The organism is Alphaproteobacteria bacterium, from assembly GCA_015231795.1.
Taxonomy (GTDB): Bacteria; Pseudomonadota; Alphaproteobacteria; order Rhodospirillales; family WMHbin7; genus WMHbin7.
This window is the reverse complement of the sequence record JADGAX010000002.1, coordinates 324,873-340,800: the sequence shown is the minus strand read 5'-3', so window position 1 is coordinate 340,800 and position 15,928 is coordinate 324,873. Positions and strand designations below refer to the sequence as shown.

The window sequence follows — 15,928 nt, the reverse complement described above, 5'->3', positions numbered from 1 at the left end:
GCGGATCACGGAATCAGAATGGTGGAACCGGTCGTCTTCCTGGCTTCCAGATCGCGATGCGCCTTGGCGGCGTCCTTCAGCGCATAGGTCTGGTTGATCTCAATCTTCACCGCGCCCTTGCCCACCATGTCGAACAGGGCGTTGGCGCTGCCCAGCAATTCGTCGCGCGTGGCGGTGTAATTGGCCAGCGAGGGGCGGGTGACGAACAGGCCGCCCTTGGCCGACAGCTTTAATAGATCGAGCGGCGGCACCGGTCCCGACGCATTGCCGAACGTCACCATCATGCCGCGCAGGCCCAGACAATCGAGCGAGGCATCGAACGTGTCCTTGCCGATGCCGTCATAAACCACGCGCACGCCTTTTCCGTCGGTCAGGTCGCGGACGCGCTTTTGGAAATCTTCCTTGGCGTACAGAATGGGATGGTCGCAGCCATGCGCCCTGGCCAATTCGGCCTTGGCCTCGGACCCCACGGTGCCGATCACAGTGGCGCCGATATGTTTGGCCCATTGGCACAAGATAAGGCCAACGCCGCCCGCCGCCGCATGAACCAGAATGGCCTCGCCAGCTTTCACCGGATAGGTGCGCCGTACAAGATATTCCGCCGTCATGCCTTGCAGCATCATGGCCCCGGCTTGCTGATACGAGATGGCGTCTGGCAGTTTGACCAGACGCTCGGCCGGATACAGGCGTTCTTCGGCATAGGAGCCGCAGGGAGCCATCGCATAGGCCACGCGATCGCCGATTTTCAAATCGGCCACGCCGTCGCCCAGCGCCGTCACTTCGCCAGCCCCTTCCATGCCCAGCACGCAAGGCAGCGGGCCGGGCGGGTAAAGACCGGTGCGGTGATAGGTGTCGATATAATTAAGCCCCACCGCATGATGGCGGATGCGCGCTTGGCCGGGGCCGGGTGTGCCGACCTCGATCTCTTCCCAGCGCAGCACGTCGGGGCCGCCATGTTCGTGGATGCGGATCGCCTTGGTCATGCCGTCAATCCTTCCAAATTCAAAAGCCAGCGTTTGGTGTCGGTGCCGCCTTCGCCTGAATAACCGCCCAATGCGCCCTTGGCGCCCAGCACGCGATGGCAGGGGATGATCAAAGGAATGGGATTGCGCCCGCAAGCGGTGCCGACGGCGCGGGGCGACGATTTCAGTTTGACCGCGATCTCGCCATAGCTTTTGGTCTTGCCATAGCCGATGGCGACCATCGCCTTCCAGACCCGCTTTTGAAAATCGGTGCCCATGGGATCAAGCGGCAGATCGAAATCCTTGCGCTTGCCCGCCAGATAATCCTGCACTTGGTCCCTGGCCTGATTCAGAAGCGGCGTGGCCTGCTGGTCGCGCGCCCAACCCCAATCCAGCGAGACGATGCGTCCCTCTTCCTCGCTTAAGGTCAGATCGCCAATCGGAGAGTGAAATGAAAGCTGGGCCATGGGTCAAGCGTAACCCGAAAGCAGTTCGCTTCGCAACGCGTCTGCATCGAAGATGGGGGCCGAACAAACCTGATCACGGCAGACGGTGGCATAGGCGGGACCCTCATCTTGCTCAAGGAAACGCAAGATGCGGTCGGGCAAGGACAGGTCGAGAACTGCGCCGATCAGCAGGTCGGTATCCTTGGCGTGCAAACCGCCATGCACGCTGACCAGCATGCCGCCGTCCAGATGCCCGGCCGCTCCCAGCAGGCTGGTCATGCCCTGGAACTGGCGTTCATAAGCGCCAGAAAAGGCCTGCAGCGTGGCTTGGCAACGCTCGAACCATTGGCTTTCGCCGGTCAGATGGTAAAGCCTGGCCATCACCTCGGCCATCACGCCATTGCCCGCGGGGGTGGCGTTGTCGTGAAAGGGCTTGGCCCGCACCGGAAGATCGCAACTGTTTGCCGCCGTCAGGAAGAAGCCGCCGCCTTCCTCGTCCCAGTGATGGGTTATCGCCGATTCCGCCCAGACCTGGGCATGGCTGAGGAAGGCCTCTTCGCCGGTGATTTCGTGAATGAACAAAGCCGCCCTGGCCATTTGGGCATAATCGTCCAAAATCCCCGGCGTTCCCGCCTTGCCCGCGCACCAGGAATGATAAAGACAGCCGTCCTTGGTCATGTGGGTCAGCACGAAGCGATAGGCGTCTCTAGCCGCCACCACCCAATCGGCCCGGTCGAAGACCCAACCGGCGCGCGCCATGGCGGCGATGGCCATGCCGTTCCAGTCGGCCAGAATCTTGTCGTCGCGTCCTGGCGGCGTGCGCGATTGGCGCGCCTTCAGCAGCAATTGCAGATCGGGAGCGAAGGAATCGTCCCAATCATCTTGCGCAGTCAAACGGTTCAGGATGTTGCGCCCATTCTCCCAATTGCCGTCGGCATGTACGCCATGCGCCTTCATGAAAGTGGGAGCCAGATTGCCCAGGACCTGTTCGATCTCGTCTTGAGTCCAGGTGTAGTAAAGCCCTTCCTCGCCTTCGCTGTCGGCGTCAAGCGAGGCGCACAAGCCGCCTTGGGGGCCTTTCATCTCGCGAGCCAGCCAGCCGACGATTCCTTCCGCCGCCATCAGATAGGGCAGCTTCTTGTTTTCGGGCCAGACCAGGGCCAGCAGTTCCAAAATCTGGGCATTGTCGTAAAGCATCTTTTCGAAATGCGGCACCAGCCAACGGTGATCGGTGGCGTAGCGGGCAAAGCCGCCGCCGACATGATCGTGGATGCCGCCCTTGATCATGGAGTCCAGCGTGTTCAGCACCGCGCGGCGCATGGGCTTGGAACCCGTTCTGCGCCAGCCCCGCCACAGAAACATCAGGCTGGGAATTTGGGGAAATTTCGGCGCTCCCTGAAAGCCGCCGAATTCCGGGTCGATGTCTTGCAGCAGTTGGCTGGCGGCGAAATCCTGAAAGGCCTGGCTGCATTCCTGTCCCGCGCCCGCCTGTCCCAGCAGTGCCAGCGATTGCAGGGCCGCCCTGACTTGCATGGCGTTGTGCCGGACCTGGCCCGGTGATTCCTGCCAATGTTTGGAAATGCTGAGCAGAACATCGGCGAAGCCTGGACGGCCGAAATTGGCGAAGGGCGGAAAATAGGTGCCGCCCCAGAAACTGTCGCCTTCGGGGGTCAGGAACATGGTCAAGGGCCAACCGCCATGCTGGCCGGTCAAGGACAGGGATTGCTGATAGATCAGATCGACGTCGGGGCGTTCTTCGCGATCAACCTTTACGGGAATAAAGTGCTGATTGATCAATTTGGCGATTTCGTCATTCTCGAAACTTTCATGGGCCATGACATGGCACCAATGACAGGCCGCATAGCCGACCGACAGCAAGATGGGACGATTCAGGCGCTTCGATTCCTCGAACGCCTCGGGATTCCAGGCCCGCCAATGGACTGGATTGTCCTTGTGCTGCAAAAGATAGGGGCTGGTTTCAAGATGCAGCCGGTTCATCGTTTCACCTGGGGCTGTTGCACAAAGGATGGCTCATGATTAGGTTGGTGGAAAGAACTGTCCCTGCAAGGGCAAAGCGCTTGGATTGGAGAGGGCCATGAAATTTACCGTCGATGTCGAATGTACGCCCGAAGAGGCCCGAACCTTTCTGGGCCTGCCCGACGTGCAGCCCATGCAGGAAGCCATGATGCGTCAGGTCGAGGAAAGGATGAAGCAAGCCTTGTCGGCCATGGACCCCGATACGATGATGAAGATCTGGATGCCCGCCGGCATCCAGGGTATGGAGCAGATGCAAAAAATGTTCTGGTCGCAATTTGGCGCCGGTTTTCCGAACAGCAAGGAGAAATAGTCGATGACCCGTCTTCCCGATGACCCGCCCCCCTTCTATCGGGCGCATCTGTTCATGTGCACCAACAAGCGGCCGCCCGGCAATCCCTGGGGGTCGTGTGGCGAGGAGGGGGCGCAGGAATTGGCCGACCATCTGCGCCAGACCTTCAAAGAGCTGGGGATTGAGGATGCCCGCGTTGCGGCTTCCGGCTGTCTGGGCCGCTGCGACAAGAAGCCCGCCCTGGTGATCTATCCCGAGGGCGTTTGGTACACGGTGAAGACCAAGGAAGATGTGGAAGAGGTTCTGAAGTCGCATCTGGCCAAGGGCGAGCGGGTCAAGCGCCTGATGGTGCCCGCCTGACGCGACAGTGACCCAAACTCTTTTTGCCCTGTCCACGGCACCCGGTCGTTCCGGAATCGCTGTGATCCGCGCCACGGGACCGCTTTGCGGTCCCGTTTGCGCTTCTATCGCTGGAACGCTGCCCAAAGCAAGGCGCGCCACCCTGGCCCATCTTCGTTATGAGTCCGAATCATTGGATCATGCCCTGATTCTGTGGTTCCCCGCCCCGGCCAGTTTTACCGGCGAGGACATGGTCGAGTTCCATCTTCATGGCGGGCGGGCGGTGGTCGAGGGAGTATCGAAGGCGCTGTTGGCTCTGGGGATGAGACCGGCGGGGCCGGGCGATTTCGCCAGACGCGCCTTCGAGAATGGTAAGCTGGACCTGACCCAGGTCGAGGCGCTGGCCGATCTGATCGATTCCGAAACGGCATGTCAGCGTCGTCAGGCCCTCAGGCAGGAGGGCGGCGCGCTTTCGAAGGAGGTTGAAGCCTGGCGAGAGCGGTTGGTTTCGGCCCTGGCGCGTCAGGAAGCCATGATCGATTTCCCCGACGAGGAGCTGCCAGATGGGCTGAGCGGCGATATAACCCAAATTGTAGCGGATTTGATTGGTGATATTACCCCATATCTTGAGTACCGGCGCAGTGGCGAACGGCTGCGGGAAGGGATTGTGGTCGCCATTCTGGGGGCGCCGAATGCCGGGAAGTCGAGCCTGATGAATGCGCTGGCCGGACGAGACGTCGCCATCGTCTCGGAACATGCCGGAACCACCCGTGACGTGCTGGAAGTGCATCTCGATCTGGGCGGCTATCCCGTCACCTTGCTTGATACAGCCGGTTTGCGCGAGGCAGAGGAGGGGATCGAGGCGGAGGGCATTCGCCGCGCTTTGGCCAGGGCCGAGACCGCCGATCTGAAGCTGGTTCTGTTCGATGCTTCGGTCTGGCCGGAGAGGGATATATCCAGCCTAGGCCAATTGGACGAGCGAGCCATCGAGGTGGTTAGCCGGATCGATCGAGTGGCGGATATAGACCTGGGTGGGCGTCTGGGCCTGTCGGTTCAGACCGGCGAGGGATTGGATGCTCTACTGTCCCTCATCGAGCAGCGTGTCGGCGAAATGTTTGGACTGGGTGAGTCGGTTCTGATCACTCGGCTGCGCCATCGCCAGGCGATCGAGGAATCCCTATCTGCCCTCCAACGTTATATGACCGCCCCCTCGGCTGACCTCGCCGGGGAGGAGCTGCGTCTGGCCGCCCAATCGCTTGGGCGCATTGCCGGACGGGTCGGGGTAGAGGAGTTGCTTGATTTGATCTTTGGTGAATTCTGCATTGGTAAATAGCTATGAGAAATGACTGGGACGTGATTGTGATCGGGGCCGGTCATGCCGGTTGCGAGGCGGCGGCGGCAGCGGCCCGCATGGGCGCCAAGACGCTTCTAATTACCCAAAGAATGGAAACCATCGGTGAGATGTCTTGTAACCCAGCCATTGGCGGCTTGGGCAAGGGGCACCTTGTCCGCGAGATCGATGCCCTGGATGGGGTTATGGGACGGGTTATTGACCGGGCGGGCATCCAGTTTCGCATGCTCAATCGAAGCAAGGGACCAGCGGTTCAGGGGCTTCGCGCTCAGGCAGACCGCAAGCTCTATCGGCAGGCCATGCAGACGGCGCTGCGTCAGACGGCTCATCTACATATAGAAATCGGTTCTGTCGAGGATCTGGTGACGGAGGGTAACGAACGGGCAGCAGGCGTAGTTATGGCCGATGGTCGGCAATTCTCGGCTGAGGCTGTGATTTTGACCACCGGAACCTTCCTGTCCGGCCTTATCCATGTTGGGGAAGTGACTTTCCAGGCCGGGCGATTTGGCGATTCACCTAGCCTGGGCCTGTCTGATAGTTTGCGTCGGATCGGTTTTCCCATGGGCCGTCTGAAGACCGGAACCCCCGCCAGGCTGAATGGACGCAGCATCGATTGGGACAGATTGGAGAAACAGTATGGCGACGAGGTGCCGACCCCCTTTTCCAGTCTGACTAGAGCCATTTCGACCCCCCAAATCTGGTGTGGCATTACGCACACCACCCCAGAAACCCATCAAATCATCCAGGACAACCTACATCGGGCACCGATGTTCAGTGGCCAGATTCAGGGTGTGGGACCAAGATATTGCCCCTCGATAGAGGATAAGGTGGTGCGATTTTCCGACCGTCAGGCCCATCAAATCTTCCTTGAACCGGAGGGTTTGGATGACGACACGGTCTATCCGAACGGCATTTCGACCTCTCTGCCCGAGGATGTTCAGGCCCAAATGATCGCGTCTATTCCGGGATTGGAGAGAGCAGAGATCCTTCGGCCCGGCTATGCCATTGAGTATGACTTCGTCGATCCTAGGGAATTATGGCCGAGTTTGGAGACAAAGCGGCTCAAGCGTCTGTTCTTTGCGGGCCAGATTAATGGGACAACGGGCTATGAGGAGGCAGCGGCCCAGGGATTGTGGGCAGGTATCAATGCTGCACTAGCTGTAGCGGGACGCCCCCCGTTCATTTTGGATCGCTCAGAGGCCTATATGGGCGTGATGATCGATGACCTGACAACCCTGGGCACCAACGAACCCTATCGCATGTTCACCTCGCGGGCGGAGTATCGCCTGCTCCTGCGCAACGACAATGCAGACCTTCGTTTGACTGAGAGGGGCTTGGCAATCGGCTGTGTCGGCTCCGAGCGCCGTACATCTTTTACCGCTCGTCGCGCTGATTACGATCAGGGTAAGACTCTTTTAACGAAGTTGACGGCAAGCCCAACCAGCTTAGTGGAAGCAGGTCTTCAGGTCCGACTGGACGGACAAGCAAGGTCAGCTTTCGACCTTCTATCCTATCCTGACGTTTCGCTCGAGCGGCTGTCGGCTATCTGGCCTGAGTTAGGAGGGATTGGGGGTGCCGCCAGAGAGAGCCTTGAAATTGAGGGGCGCTATCAAGGCTATCTGTCCCGTCAGCAGAGAGATGTCGACTCTTATCGGAGTGAAGAGGAGAAGAAGCTGCCAAGTGATTTGGACTACGATGCCGTTGGTGGTCTTTCGAATGAGGTGCGAGCCAAGTTGAAAGCGGTTCGCCCAACCTCTTTGGGGGCGGCGGGCAGAATTCCCGGCATCACACCGGCGGCGATTATCGCGCTACTGGCGCATGTCACGAAGCGCCCATATGTTTCACGTGAAACATCGGAGACCTTGTAATGAGAATCATGACCGCTGACGAGTTCGCTGCCTGTGAGCATGTTTCACGTGAAACAATCCGGCGCCTTGACTGTTTCGTCAGCGAGCTGATTCGATGGCAGGCCAGGATAAATCTGGTCAGCCCCAAGAGCCTGGAAGATGTCTGGCGGAGGCATATCCAGGATAGCGCACAGCTCCTGCCGCACACCAAGCCAGGGAGCAAGATACTCGACCTAGGAAGCGGGGCGGGATTCCCCGGTCTCATCCTAGCCATCATGGGGGAGAGGCTGGAGGTTCACCTGGTCGAGAGTGATCAGCGAAAAGTGGCCTTCATGCGCGAGGCGGGGAGGCTGACCGGGGCAAATATCCATCTTCATGCTGTCCGAATAGAGAAACTGACCCCGTTTTCGGTAGATTTTGTCACCTCGCGCGCACTTTCTTCACTCGACCATCTGCTTGAATTTGCTTACCCTTTCCTAGATATAGGGGGTCAGTGCCTCTTCCTGAAGGGAAAATCGTGGCAAGAGGAATTGACGAGCGCAGAAAAAAAATGGATGATGCGCGCAGAGAGCATCCCCAGCCGGACTGATCCGGAGGGTGCGATCCTCAAAATTAGCGAGGTGCGCCGTGGAAAAACTGACCGATCTGAACCAGCTCAACCTGGAAAAAACTGAACAAAAACCGAGGGTTATAGCAATCGCCAACCAGAAGGGCGGGGTGGGAAAGACAACCACCACGATCAATCTGGCGACGGCCATGGCGGCGGTGAAAAAGCGGGTTCTGATTTTCGACCTTGATCCTCAGGGCAATGCCAGCACCGGCCTGGGCATTCAGCGTCATAACCGACGCGTCAACGCCTACCATATCTTGATTGGTGAGGCCCCCATCCGCGAGGCCATTATCCCAACACTGATCCCTGGTCTGGATATCATCCCGGCTGGCGTCGATCTGTCGGGCGCCGAGATTGAGATGGTCGATCTGGAGCGGCGTGAATTCCGTCTGCGTGATGCGCTGGCCAGCGGCGACCTAAGTCATTACGACTACGTGCTGATCGACTGCCCGCCCTCGCTGGGCCTGCTGACCTTGAATGGTCTTGTCGCCACGCATGCCGTGATGGTTCCCCTGCAATGCGAGTTCTTTGCCCTGGAAGGTATCAGCCATCTGGTGCGTACCATCGAGCGCGTTAAGAAGGCTTTGAATCCCGAGTTGGAAATCCAAGGCATCGTGCTGACGATGTTTGATAAGCGAAACAACCTCTCCGACATGGTGGCCTCGGACGTTCGCGGCCATTTCGGCGACATCGTTTATAAGACCGTCATCCCGCGCAATGTCCGCGTTTCGGAAGCGCCGTCGCACGGCAAGCCGGTGATTGTCTATGACATGAAGTGCCCCGGCTCCGAAGCCTATCTGCATTTGGCGGGCGAAGTGCTTCGCCGTGAGCGGGATTTGGCGGCATGAGTCCAGCAGACGTCGAACATAAAAAGCGCAATCTGGGACGCGGCCTGTCGTCGCTGTTGGGCGACGACGAGCCTGCCGCCGATTTGGGCGAACTTGACAAGCTGCGCTCTTCGAAGAACGTGCCAGTCGAATTCCTAAGGCCGGGAAAGTTCCAGCCGCGGCATAACTTTGACGACGACAAGTTCCAGGAGCTGGTTGAGTCGGTGCGTGCCAAGGGCATCCTGCAGCCTATTTTGGTGCGGCGTCACCCGGATGAACGTAACAGTTTCGAAATAATCGCGGGCGAGCGACGTTGGCGTGCCGCTCAGATGGCGAAGCTGCATGATGTTCCCGTCATCGTTCGCGAATTTTCCGACAAGGAAGCGTTGGAAGTCGCTCTGGTCGAGAATTTGCAGCGCCAGGATCTGTCTGCCATCGAGGAGGCCGAGGGCTATAAGCGACTGATGGAGGAATTCCGGCACACGCAGGAAGACTTGGCCAAGGTAGTCGGTAAAAGTCGAAGCCATGTGGCAAATACTTTGCGTCTCTTGACGTTACCGGCGCTTGTTAGGACATTGGTTGAGGAAGGAACGCTTTCGGCGGGGCATGCCCGCGCACTGCTTGGCGCGCCCAATGCCGAGGAACTGGCCGAGAAAGTCGTCGCCAAGGGTTTAAGCGTCCGCCAAACTGAGAAGCTGGCGCAGGCCGAGGGCGGCAAGCCGGTCAGGGCAGGTTCCGCTTCCGCCACAGCCAAGGGGACGGGCGAGGAACATGACGCCGACACTCTGGCGCTCGAGCGCGATTTGTCGAATTTGCTGGGTTTGAAGGTGAACATCAAATTTCGCGGCGATGGCGGCGAACTGGTGATTCATTATAAGTCGCTTGAGCAGCTTGACGACGTGCTGCACCGTTTAAGCTCGCCCAAGGAAGAGCGTCGCCCGGGCAAGGGTGAAGAAGAGTCGCTGGATTTTGCTGGGAACGTCGATCAGCAAGTCGCGGAAACCGATCTGCTCGCGGGCGAGGGCGAAGAGATTTTGGAGCTGGGCGATCTTATCCTGCCCGACGAGGAGCAGGCGAACGGGGCTGGGGAGCGGCGCGCGTAATCTGCATCAGGACGCGCCCGCAGACCGCGTCCGCCGGCATGCCGGTGGTTTTGCAATCCAGCTCGGCTTGCACCAGCATCTCCATGGCCTGGGCGAGACGCTCGGGCGACCAGCCGCGCAGTTGGCTGGCCATGTTGGATTTGTGCTTAAAGAAGACCGGGGGGCGCAGGGAGTCGATCGCCTGATCCGGCGACTTGCCCTTGCGAACATGACCGGATGCCAAATGAAGGCGCTGCACATGGCGCCCGACCGAGCGTAAAATTCCCACCGCGGCCGTGCCTTCGCGCAATAATCTTTCGAGGGCGGTTTGCGCCTCGGCCTGCCTGCCCGACATGACGGCCATCGCCAATTCGTCCTGGGTCGCCTCGGCACCGTCGCCCATACATTCCTGGATATCGGTGAGCGTGACCGCGCCAGCGTTGCCAACATACAGCGCCAGTTTGTCCAACTCGCTGCGCACCATCAAACGGTCGGCCCCCAGCCTTGCGGCAAGAACTTGCAAGGCGTCGGGGTTGATTCGCAAATTCTGCTTGGCCAAATGCTGGGTGATCAGCCCATCAAGCCCCTGGCCCTCGTCGGCATAGCAGGCGATGGCGGCCCCGGCTGGCTCGTCTTCGAACAATTTGCGCAGGGGTGATTTCGGACCCAACTCGCCGGCAGTGATCAAAATCAGGGCATCGCCGATTGGCTTGGCCAGGAAATCTCCCAGCAGACCGGCCAGGGAATCCGGGGCATTCAAGACGCGCACCACGCGTTGCCCGCCGGTCAGCGACAGGGCGGCGGCCTCGTCACGCAGCCGGGCCGGGTCGTCCTTCAGAAGGGAGGGCGACAAGTCAGCCACGCGAAAAGGGTCAGAGACGTCGTCGGCAATTGCTTTGGTGGCGATGGTCAGGCGCTCACGCACCAGCCCGGCATCAGGTCCATACAACAAAATCGCCCGGCAATCAGGGGGCGGGCGGGCAACGAAACCATCGGCGCGCCCGGCCTGGATCTTCATTTGGCCTGCTCTTTCGCAACGCGAGACCGCGAGAAATAAGCGGCCAGCTGCATGGCGATGGCGTCAGCCACTTCCTCGGCCGTTCTGTCGCGGGCATTCTTTTCCGAAGCCGTGGAAGCGTAATGTTCGGTCAGAATATTGTAGCTGGCCTGTGACGAGGTCGAACTGCTGTACAAAGTAGCTCCATCTTTGTTTGCCAAAGCGAATCCTGCGTTCAGGGTGTAATTCGCCCGGCTGGCTGTTTCATCTTTTAAAATTCCCAGCGACTGTTTGGATTCGGAAAGCTTCACCGTCAAAGTATAAACGGGCTTCTCCGGTTGACCCGTGGGGGTCAAGCGATCCAGCAGCGCATTGCGCACCAGCTGGCCGCTGCGGTCGGCAATCGTCAGAATCTTGATATGAGCCATTTCGGGCACAGTCGCCGATTGCTTGCCCTTGCCGCCATGCAAAGGCTGGAAGCCGCAGGCCGAAAGAGCCAGCATGGCCAACAGCGCAATCGGAAACAGGACTTTTCTAGATGACGACATTGACGATCCGGTTTGGCACGAGAATGATTTTGCGCACAGCCTTGCCGCCGATGGCCAGCTGAACATTGGGATGCGCCAGCGCCGCCGCTTCCGCCTGCTCCTGACTGGCGTCGCGAGGCAATTCGATGTCGCCGCGCAATTTACCGTTCACCTGCACGGCCAGCTTGACGCTGTCGTCGGTCAACAAGGCAGGATCCGCCTTCGGCCAGGCCGTGTCCACCAGCATCTTGGCGTGCCCAAGTTTTTGCCACAAGGCTTCCGCCAGATGCGGCGTCATGGGATTGATCAGCACCAGAGCCGTTTCTAGCCCTTGGCGCATCAGCCAGCCAGCCCCGGCTTGGCCTGGTTTCAAATCTCCAAGCGCATTGGTCAGCTCGCGAATGCGGGCCACGGCCTTGTTGAAGTGAAACTTGTCCAGGTCCTCGGTGACGGCGGCGATGGTTTTATGGACCAGGCTCCACAACTTCCTGCCGCTGTCGTCCAACTCCGGCATTGGCGAATTCATGGGCGCGATCTCGACGCAAGGCTCGTCGATCATGCGCCACAGCCGGTTCACATAGCGCCAAGCGCCATCGATGCCCGATTCCGTCCAATCAAGATCGCGATCCGGCGGGCTGTCCGACAGCATGAATAAGCGGGCCGTGTCGGCGCCGTAGGTCTGAATGATGATCTCGGGATCGACGACGTTCTTCTTCGACTTGCTCATTTTCTCGGAGCGGCCCGAAGTTACGGCCGCGCCATCCTTGATCCTGGCCAGCGCGCCATCCGCCTTGCGTTCGACCTCGGTTGGGAAAAGCCAATGGCCATCGCCATCCTTGTAGGTCTCGTGGCAGATCATGCCCTGGGTCATCAAGCCCGCGAAGGGCTCGGGCACGTTCAGATAGCCGCATTCCTTCAGGGCGCGGGTAAAAAAACGTGAGTAGAGAAGATGCAGCACGGCATGTTCGATGCCGCCGATATACTGATCGACGGGCATCCAGTAATCGCATTCCTCACGGTCAAAGGCGCGCTCGGAACCGGGCGAGGTGAATCTGGCGAAATACCAAGATGATTCGAAGAAGGTGTCGAACGTGTCTGTCTCGCGCCTAGCCGGCTTGCCGCATTGCGGGCAAGGAACGTTTTTCCAGGTCGGGTGATGTTCAAGCGGATTGCCGGGCTTGTCGAAACCCACATCCTCGGGCAGCACGACGGGAAGATCCGCTTCGGGCACTTTGACGATGCCGCAAGAATCGCAATGGATAATGGGAATCGGGCAGCCCCAATAGCGCTGGCGCGACACGCCCCAATCGCGCAGCCGCCAATTCACCATCCGCTGGCCGCGATGCATGGATTCCATCTTGTCGATGGCCGCCTTCTTGGCCGAGGCGACATCCAGCCCATCGAGAAAACGGGAATTGATCAGCGTGCCGTCTTCGGTAAAAGGCCCGTCATTCAGCGTGAAAGTTGCGGCATCGACGCCCTTGGGACAGACCACCGGCATGATGGGCAGGCCGTATTTCTTGGCGAATTCGTAATCGCGCTGATCATGCGCCGGACAGCCGAAAATCGCGCCGGTGCCGTAATCCATCAACACGAAATTCGCCACGTAAACGGGCAAGGTGATGTCGGGGTCGAACGGATGCACGACGCGCAGGCCGGTATCGAATCCCTTCTTCTCGGCGGTTTCGATGGCGACTTCGCTGGTACCCATGCGATTGCACTCGGCGACGAAATCCTTAAGCGCCGGGTTGTCCAGGGCCAGGGATTCCGACAAAGGATGGTTGGCGGCGATAGCGCAGAAACTGGCGCCGAACAATGTGTCGGGTCGCGTGGTGTAAACGTCGATCTTGTCGTCGCGCTCGGCGATGTCGAAGGTAAAGCGCAAGCCCTCGGACCGTCCGATCCAATTTTCCTGCATCAGGCGCACGCGGTCCGGCCAGCGCTCCAGACCCGGCAGAGCGGCCAGCAACTCTTCGGCATAATGCGTGATTTTCAAGAACCATTGGCTCAGCAGCCGCTTTTCAACCAAGGCGCCCGAGCGCCAGCCCCTGCCGTCGATGACCTGTTCATTGGCCAGCACGGTATTCTCGACCGGATCCCAATTGACCCAGGATTCCTTGCGGTAAACCAAACCCGCTTTCAGGAAATCGAGAAACATCTTTTGTTCGAAGCGATAATAGTCCGGCTCGCAGGTGGCTAGCTCGCGCGACCAGTCGTAGGACAGGCCCATGCTTTTCAATTGCTCGCGCATGGCCGCGATATTCTCGCGCGTCCATTTTGCGGGATGGACCTTGTTCTGAATGGCGGCGTTTTCCGCAGGCAGGCCGAAAGCGTCCCAACCCATCGGATGCAGAACATTGAAGCCCTGAGCGCGCTTCAGCCTGGCGACCACATCGCCCAGCGTGTAATTGCGCACATGGCCCATATGGATGCGTCCCGAGGGATAGGGAAACATCTCGAGCACGTAGTATTTAGGTCTGGACGGATCGAGCCTGGCTGCGAATACAGCCTGACGTTCCCACTCGGCCTGCCAATGGGCCTCGTTTTCCTTGACGTTGTAGCGCGCCATAATGAAACCTAGTTTGCGTCCTGACTGGCCGTGCGCAACTGACGCGCCCGGGTAAGAATGGAATTCTCAAGATCGACCACCGTCTTGGCGTCGGTCTGCGCATCGGCCCAGTTGCCGGTGGAATCGCGCACCTGACGGAACAGATTCACCTTCACGCCATCGGCCCGCAGCACTTTGTCCAGAATATAGATCTGCGTCTTGAAACGCTCGTTCTGGGTTTCGGGGGGCTGATACCAGTCGGTGATGATGACGCCGCCAAAGGGATCGGCTGAAGAAAGCGGCATGAAGGCGAAAGTGTCGAGGGCGGCGCGCCAGAGGAAAGCGTTAACGCCGATGCCGCCGCCGCTGGCCTCTTGCGCCGACTTGCGCTTGCAGCTGGTGTCGAACAAACCGCAATCGCCAAAGATGGTTTCCCTGGGTTTTTCGCCCCAGGTCGGGCTGGTGTCGCCGCGTCCCTTCTCGGGATAGACGGCTTTGGTGTCTGCGCCGCAGGCATTCAGCGCCAGAATGGCGGCCAAGCCAAAAAGCAGCCCAAAAAATTGGCGGGGATATGCGCGGGGGAAGGCGGGTAGGGACATGTCCGGTCTTTCCAGTGGTTCGAGGCCCATAGGCTTAACCTATTATAAAGCATCTGTTAAGAGTCTCGTGCGGGCAAGGTTGCCTCACCTGTTGCCCGATTGCAACAGACTGTGACCTTCGTCAAGGGTCTGTCACATTCAGTTTGACCGATAATTAGTCTGTGAAATATAAAAGGTCAGATTTTAGGCGTTAGCGCCGCTTTGCTGTGAACAATGCCCACAAACGCTACATGCGAAACTTGGAAGGATACAAAATGAAGAAGATTCTTGCCGGTACGACGGCCCTGATTGCGGTTGGCACCCTTGCCGGCGCCGCCCAGGCTGCCGATCCCATCAAGCTTTCCGTGGGCGGTATGATGAACCAGTGGCTGACCATCGGCGATGTCGACAGCTACACCTATGCCACGGGCCGCGTTCGCGAATATGGCAATGTCGGACTCATCTCCGACACCGAAGTCCACTTCAAGGGCGACACCACGCTCGACAACGGCCTGAAGGTCGCCGTTGTGATCGAACTGGAAGCCGAGCGCACCGATGGTTCGACGGCCCGCAATGCCGATCAGCAGTATGTCACCCTGTCGGGTGGTTGGGGTCAGGTTCGCGTCGGTGAAATGCTGAACGCCGCGACGATCGTCCATAACCAGGCTCCTGGCGCTGGCGCCGCATTCTCTGACGTTTCCGCCGTCTTCCCCGCCAGCGTTCCCAATGGCGGCAGCCTCCAGACTCTGTCGAGCAGCGTCACCACGGTTGACGGCATCGCCGATGCCGGCGCCGGTTCGGTCGCCATGGACTATATCTCGCCGATGTTCGGCCCCTTCGCCTTCGGCATCACCTATACGCCGCGCGTTCTGGGCCGTGGCTTCGCGCAGGAAAGCAACAGCCTGAACGATCTGCTGGGCGCTGCTTTCGTCTATGCTGACAAGTGGGGTCCGGTCGCCGTCAATGCCGACATCGCCTATGCGCGCTTCGACTATGACCACAGCATCGGCTCTGCCGGCACCGTCACCAACAACGCCACTGGCGTTACGCAAGCCGTGCCCTTTGGCTTGAAGTTCGGATATGCCGGCTTTGAAGTTGGTGGTTCTTACATCCGCATCATGGACAGCCTGAAGACGGGCCAGGGCGTTGCCAACAATGCCGCCGCCGGTTCGTATGACGGCCATGCCTGGGATGCCGGCGTTGCTTACACGACCGGTCCTTGGAAGTTCGGCTACCAGTATTACAGCTCGTCGCTCGCTGGCGACTTGACCGTCAGGGGCAAGGACCAGCACAACATCCACAATGCGGGTGGTGCCTACTCGATGGGTCCTGGCGTTACCGTTTCGGCCAATGCCGCCTATCAGAAGTACCGCGACGAGGACTCGTCCGTCGTCGGCAACAAGCAGGAAGCCTTTGGCCTGATCACCGGCCTGTCGCTGGCCTTCTAATCTGAAGTCAGCCGCAATTTTGGAAATCCCCGTCATCGTC

Annotated in this window: 15 protein-coding genes; 8 read left to right on the top strand and 7 right to left on the bottom strand. The window is 59.4% G+C overall.

Annotated features, from left to right (window positions below; translation table 11 throughout):
* Positions 1-5 precede the first annotated feature (5 nt).
* Genes HQL44_05805 through HQL44_05795 form a run of 3 tightly spaced genes read right to left on the bottom strand, consistent with a single transcriptional unit; the run spans position 6 to position 3,406 of the window.
* Positions 6-983, bottom strand: coding sequence for a quinone oxidoreductase (locus HQL44_05805; GenBank protein ID MBF0268085.1), 978 nt, complete (start codon positions 981-983; stop codon positions 6-8).
* The gene (locus tag HQL44_05800; GenBank protein MBF0268084.1) at positions 980-1,429 is read right to left on the bottom strand and encodes a methylated-DNA--[protein]-cysteine S-methyltransferase; all 450 of its coding nucleotides are present in this window, start codon (positions 1,427-1,429) and stop codon (positions 980-982) included. Before HQL44_05800 ends, HQL44_05805 begins: the two co-directional genes overlap by 4 nt.
* 3 nt (positions 1,430-1,432) lie before the next feature.
* Positions 1,433-3,406 carry a thioredoxin domain-containing protein gene (locus tag HQL44_05795; GenBank protein ID MBF0268083.1) on the bottom strand — a complete coding sequence of 658 codons (1,974 nt, stop codon included), beginning with the start codon at positions 3,404-3,406 and terminating at the stop codon, positions 1,433-1,435.
* A 97-nt stretch (positions 3,407-3,503) separates the two neighbouring features.
* Here HQL44_05795 and HQL44_05790 point away from each other — a divergent pair, with 97 nt between their 5' ends.
* From HQL44_05790 to HQL44_05760, 7 genes are read left to right on the top strand one after another with little or no spacing between them, the layout of a single operon-like run.
* Positions 3,504-3,755, top strand: coding sequence for a hypothetical protein (locus HQL44_05790; protein MBF0268082.1), 252 nt, complete (start codon positions 3,504-3,506; stop codon positions 3,753-3,755).
* 3 nt (positions 3,756-3,758) lie between these two features.
* Entirely contained in the window at positions 3,759-4,094 is a 336-nt protein-coding gene (locus HQL44_05785; protein MBF0268081.1) for a (2Fe-2S) ferredoxin domain-containing protein, read from the top strand.
* Between the two features lie 7 nt (positions 4,095-4,101).
* Positions 4,102-5,406 carry a tRNA uridine-5-carboxymethylaminomethyl(34) synthesis GTPase MnmE gene (gene mnmE, locus HQL44_05780; GenBank protein ID MBF0268080.1) on the top strand — a complete coding sequence of 435 codons (1,305 nt, stop codon included), beginning with the start codon at positions 4,102-4,104 and terminating at the stop codon, positions 5,404-5,406.
* Between the two features lie 2 nt (positions 5,407-5,408).
* Positions 5,409-7,292: a tRNA uridine-5-carboxymethylaminomethyl(34) synthesis enzyme MnmG gene (gene mnmG / locus HQL44_05775; protein MBF0268079.1), complete on the top strand. Its 1,884-nt coding sequence runs from the start codon at positions 5,409-5,411 to the stop codon at positions 7,290-7,292.
* An 8-nt stretch (positions 7,293-7,300) separates the two neighbouring features.
* Positions 7,301-7,945, top strand: coding sequence for a 16S rRNA (guanine(527)-N(7))-methyltransferase RsmG (gene rsmG / locus HQL44_05770; protein MBF0268078.1), 645 nt, complete (start codon positions 7,301-7,303; stop codon positions 7,943-7,945).
* A complete protein-coding gene (locus tag HQL44_05765; protein MBF0268077.1) occupies positions 7,932-8,729 on the top strand; it encodes a ParA family protein in 798 nt (265 codons plus the stop codon). Before rsmG ends, HQL44_05765 begins: the two co-directional genes overlap by 14 nt.
* Positions 8,726-9,811 (top strand): ParB/RepB/Spo0J family partition protein, encoded by a 1,086-nt coding sequence (locus HQL44_05760; GenBank protein ID MBF0268076.1) that lies wholly within the window; start codon positions 8,726-8,728, stop codon positions 9,809-9,811. Before HQL44_05765 ends, HQL44_05760 begins: the two co-directional genes overlap by 4 nt.
* On the opposite strand, the gene HQL44_05755 is transcribed toward HQL44_05760, so the two are convergent.
* From HQL44_05755 to HQL44_05740, 4 genes are read right to left on the bottom strand one after another with little or no spacing between them, the layout of a single operon-like run.
* The gene (locus HQL44_05755) at positions 9,759-10,808 is read right to left on the bottom strand and encodes a DNA polymerase III subunit delta (protein MBF0268075.1); all 1,050 of its coding nucleotides are present in this window, start codon (positions 10,806-10,808) and stop codon (positions 9,759-9,761) included. The genes HQL44_05760 and HQL44_05755 overlap by 53 nt on opposite strands.
* The gene (locus HQL44_05750) at positions 10,805-11,335 is read right to left on the bottom strand and encodes a hypothetical protein (GenBank protein MBF0268074.1); all 531 of its coding nucleotides are present in this window, start codon (positions 11,333-11,335) and stop codon (positions 10,805-10,807) included. The genes HQL44_05755 and HQL44_05750 overlap by 4 nt, the downstream gene beginning before the upstream one ends.
* Positions 11,322-13,883, bottom strand: coding sequence for a leucine--tRNA ligase (locus HQL44_05745; protein ID MBF0268073.1), 2,562 nt, complete (start codon positions 13,881-13,883; stop codon positions 11,322-11,324). Before HQL44_05745 ends, HQL44_05750 begins: the two co-directional genes overlap by 14 nt.
* Positions 13,884-13,891: 8 nt before the next feature.
* Positions 13,892-14,461: a DUF3576 domain-containing protein gene (locus HQL44_05740; GenBank protein ID MBF0268072.1), complete on the bottom strand. Its 570-nt coding sequence runs from the start codon at positions 14,459-14,461 to the stop codon at positions 13,892-13,894.
* 254 nt (positions 14,462-14,715) lie between these two features.
* Between HQL44_05740 and HQL44_05735 the strand changes: the two genes are divergently transcribed.
* Complete coding sequence (locus tag HQL44_05735) at positions 14,716-15,888, top strand: porin (GenBank protein MBF0268071.1); 1,173 nt, start codon at positions 14,716-14,718, stop codon at positions 15,886-15,888.
* The last annotated feature ends 40 nt before the right edge of the window (positions 15,889-15,928 follow it).

Bases quoted from the DNA above. Each gene is read 5' to 3' on its own strand.
- HQL44_05805 (MBF0268085.1), bottom strand. From the start codon at position 983: ATGACCAAGGCGATCCGCATCCACGAACATGGCGGCCCCGACGTGCTG.
- HQL44_05800 (MBF0268084.1), bottom strand. From the start codon at position 1,429: ATGGCCCAGCTTTCATTTCACTCTCCGATTGGCGATCTGACCTTAAGC.
- HQL44_05795 (MBF0268083.1), bottom strand. From the start codon at position 3,406: ATGAACCGGCTGCATCTTGAAACCAGCCCCTATCTTTTGCAGCACAAG.
- HQL44_05790 (MBF0268082.1), top strand. From the start codon at position 3,504: ATGAAATTTACCGTCGATGTCGAATGTACGCCCGAAGAGGCCCGAACC.
- HQL44_05785 (MBF0268081.1), top strand. From the start codon at position 3,759: ATGACCCGTCTTCCCGATGACCCGCCCCCCTTCTATCGGGCGCATCTG.
- mnmG (MBF0268079.1), top strand. From the start codon at position 5,409: ATGAGAAATGACTGGGACGTGATTGTGATCGGGGCCGGTCATGCCGGT.
- rsmG (MBF0268078.1), top strand. From the start codon at position 7,301: ATGACCGCTGACGAGTTCGCTGCCTGTGAGCATGTTTCACGTGAAACA.
- HQL44_05760 (MBF0268076.1), top strand. From the start codon at position 8,726: ATGAGTCCAGCAGACGTCGAACATAAAAAGCGCAATCTGGGACGCGGC.
- HQL44_05755 (MBF0268075.1), bottom strand. From the start codon at position 10,808: ATGAAGATCCAGGCCGGGCGCGCCGATGGTTTCGTTGCCCGCCCGCCC.
- HQL44_05750 (MBF0268074.1), bottom strand. From the start codon at position 11,335: ATGTCGTCATCTAGAAAAGTCCTGTTTCCGATTGCGCTGTTGGCCATG.
- HQL44_05745 (MBF0268073.1), bottom strand. From the start codon at position 13,883: ATGGCGCGCTACAACGTCAAGGAAAACGAGGCCCATTGGCAGGCCGAG.
- HQL44_05740 (MBF0268072.1), bottom strand. From the start codon at position 14,461: ATGTCCCTACCCGCCTTCCCCCGCGCATATCCCCGCCAATTTTTTGGG.
- HQL44_05735 (MBF0268071.1), top strand. From the start codon at position 14,716: ATGAAGAAGATTCTTGCCGGTACGACGGCCCTGATTGCGGTTGGCACC.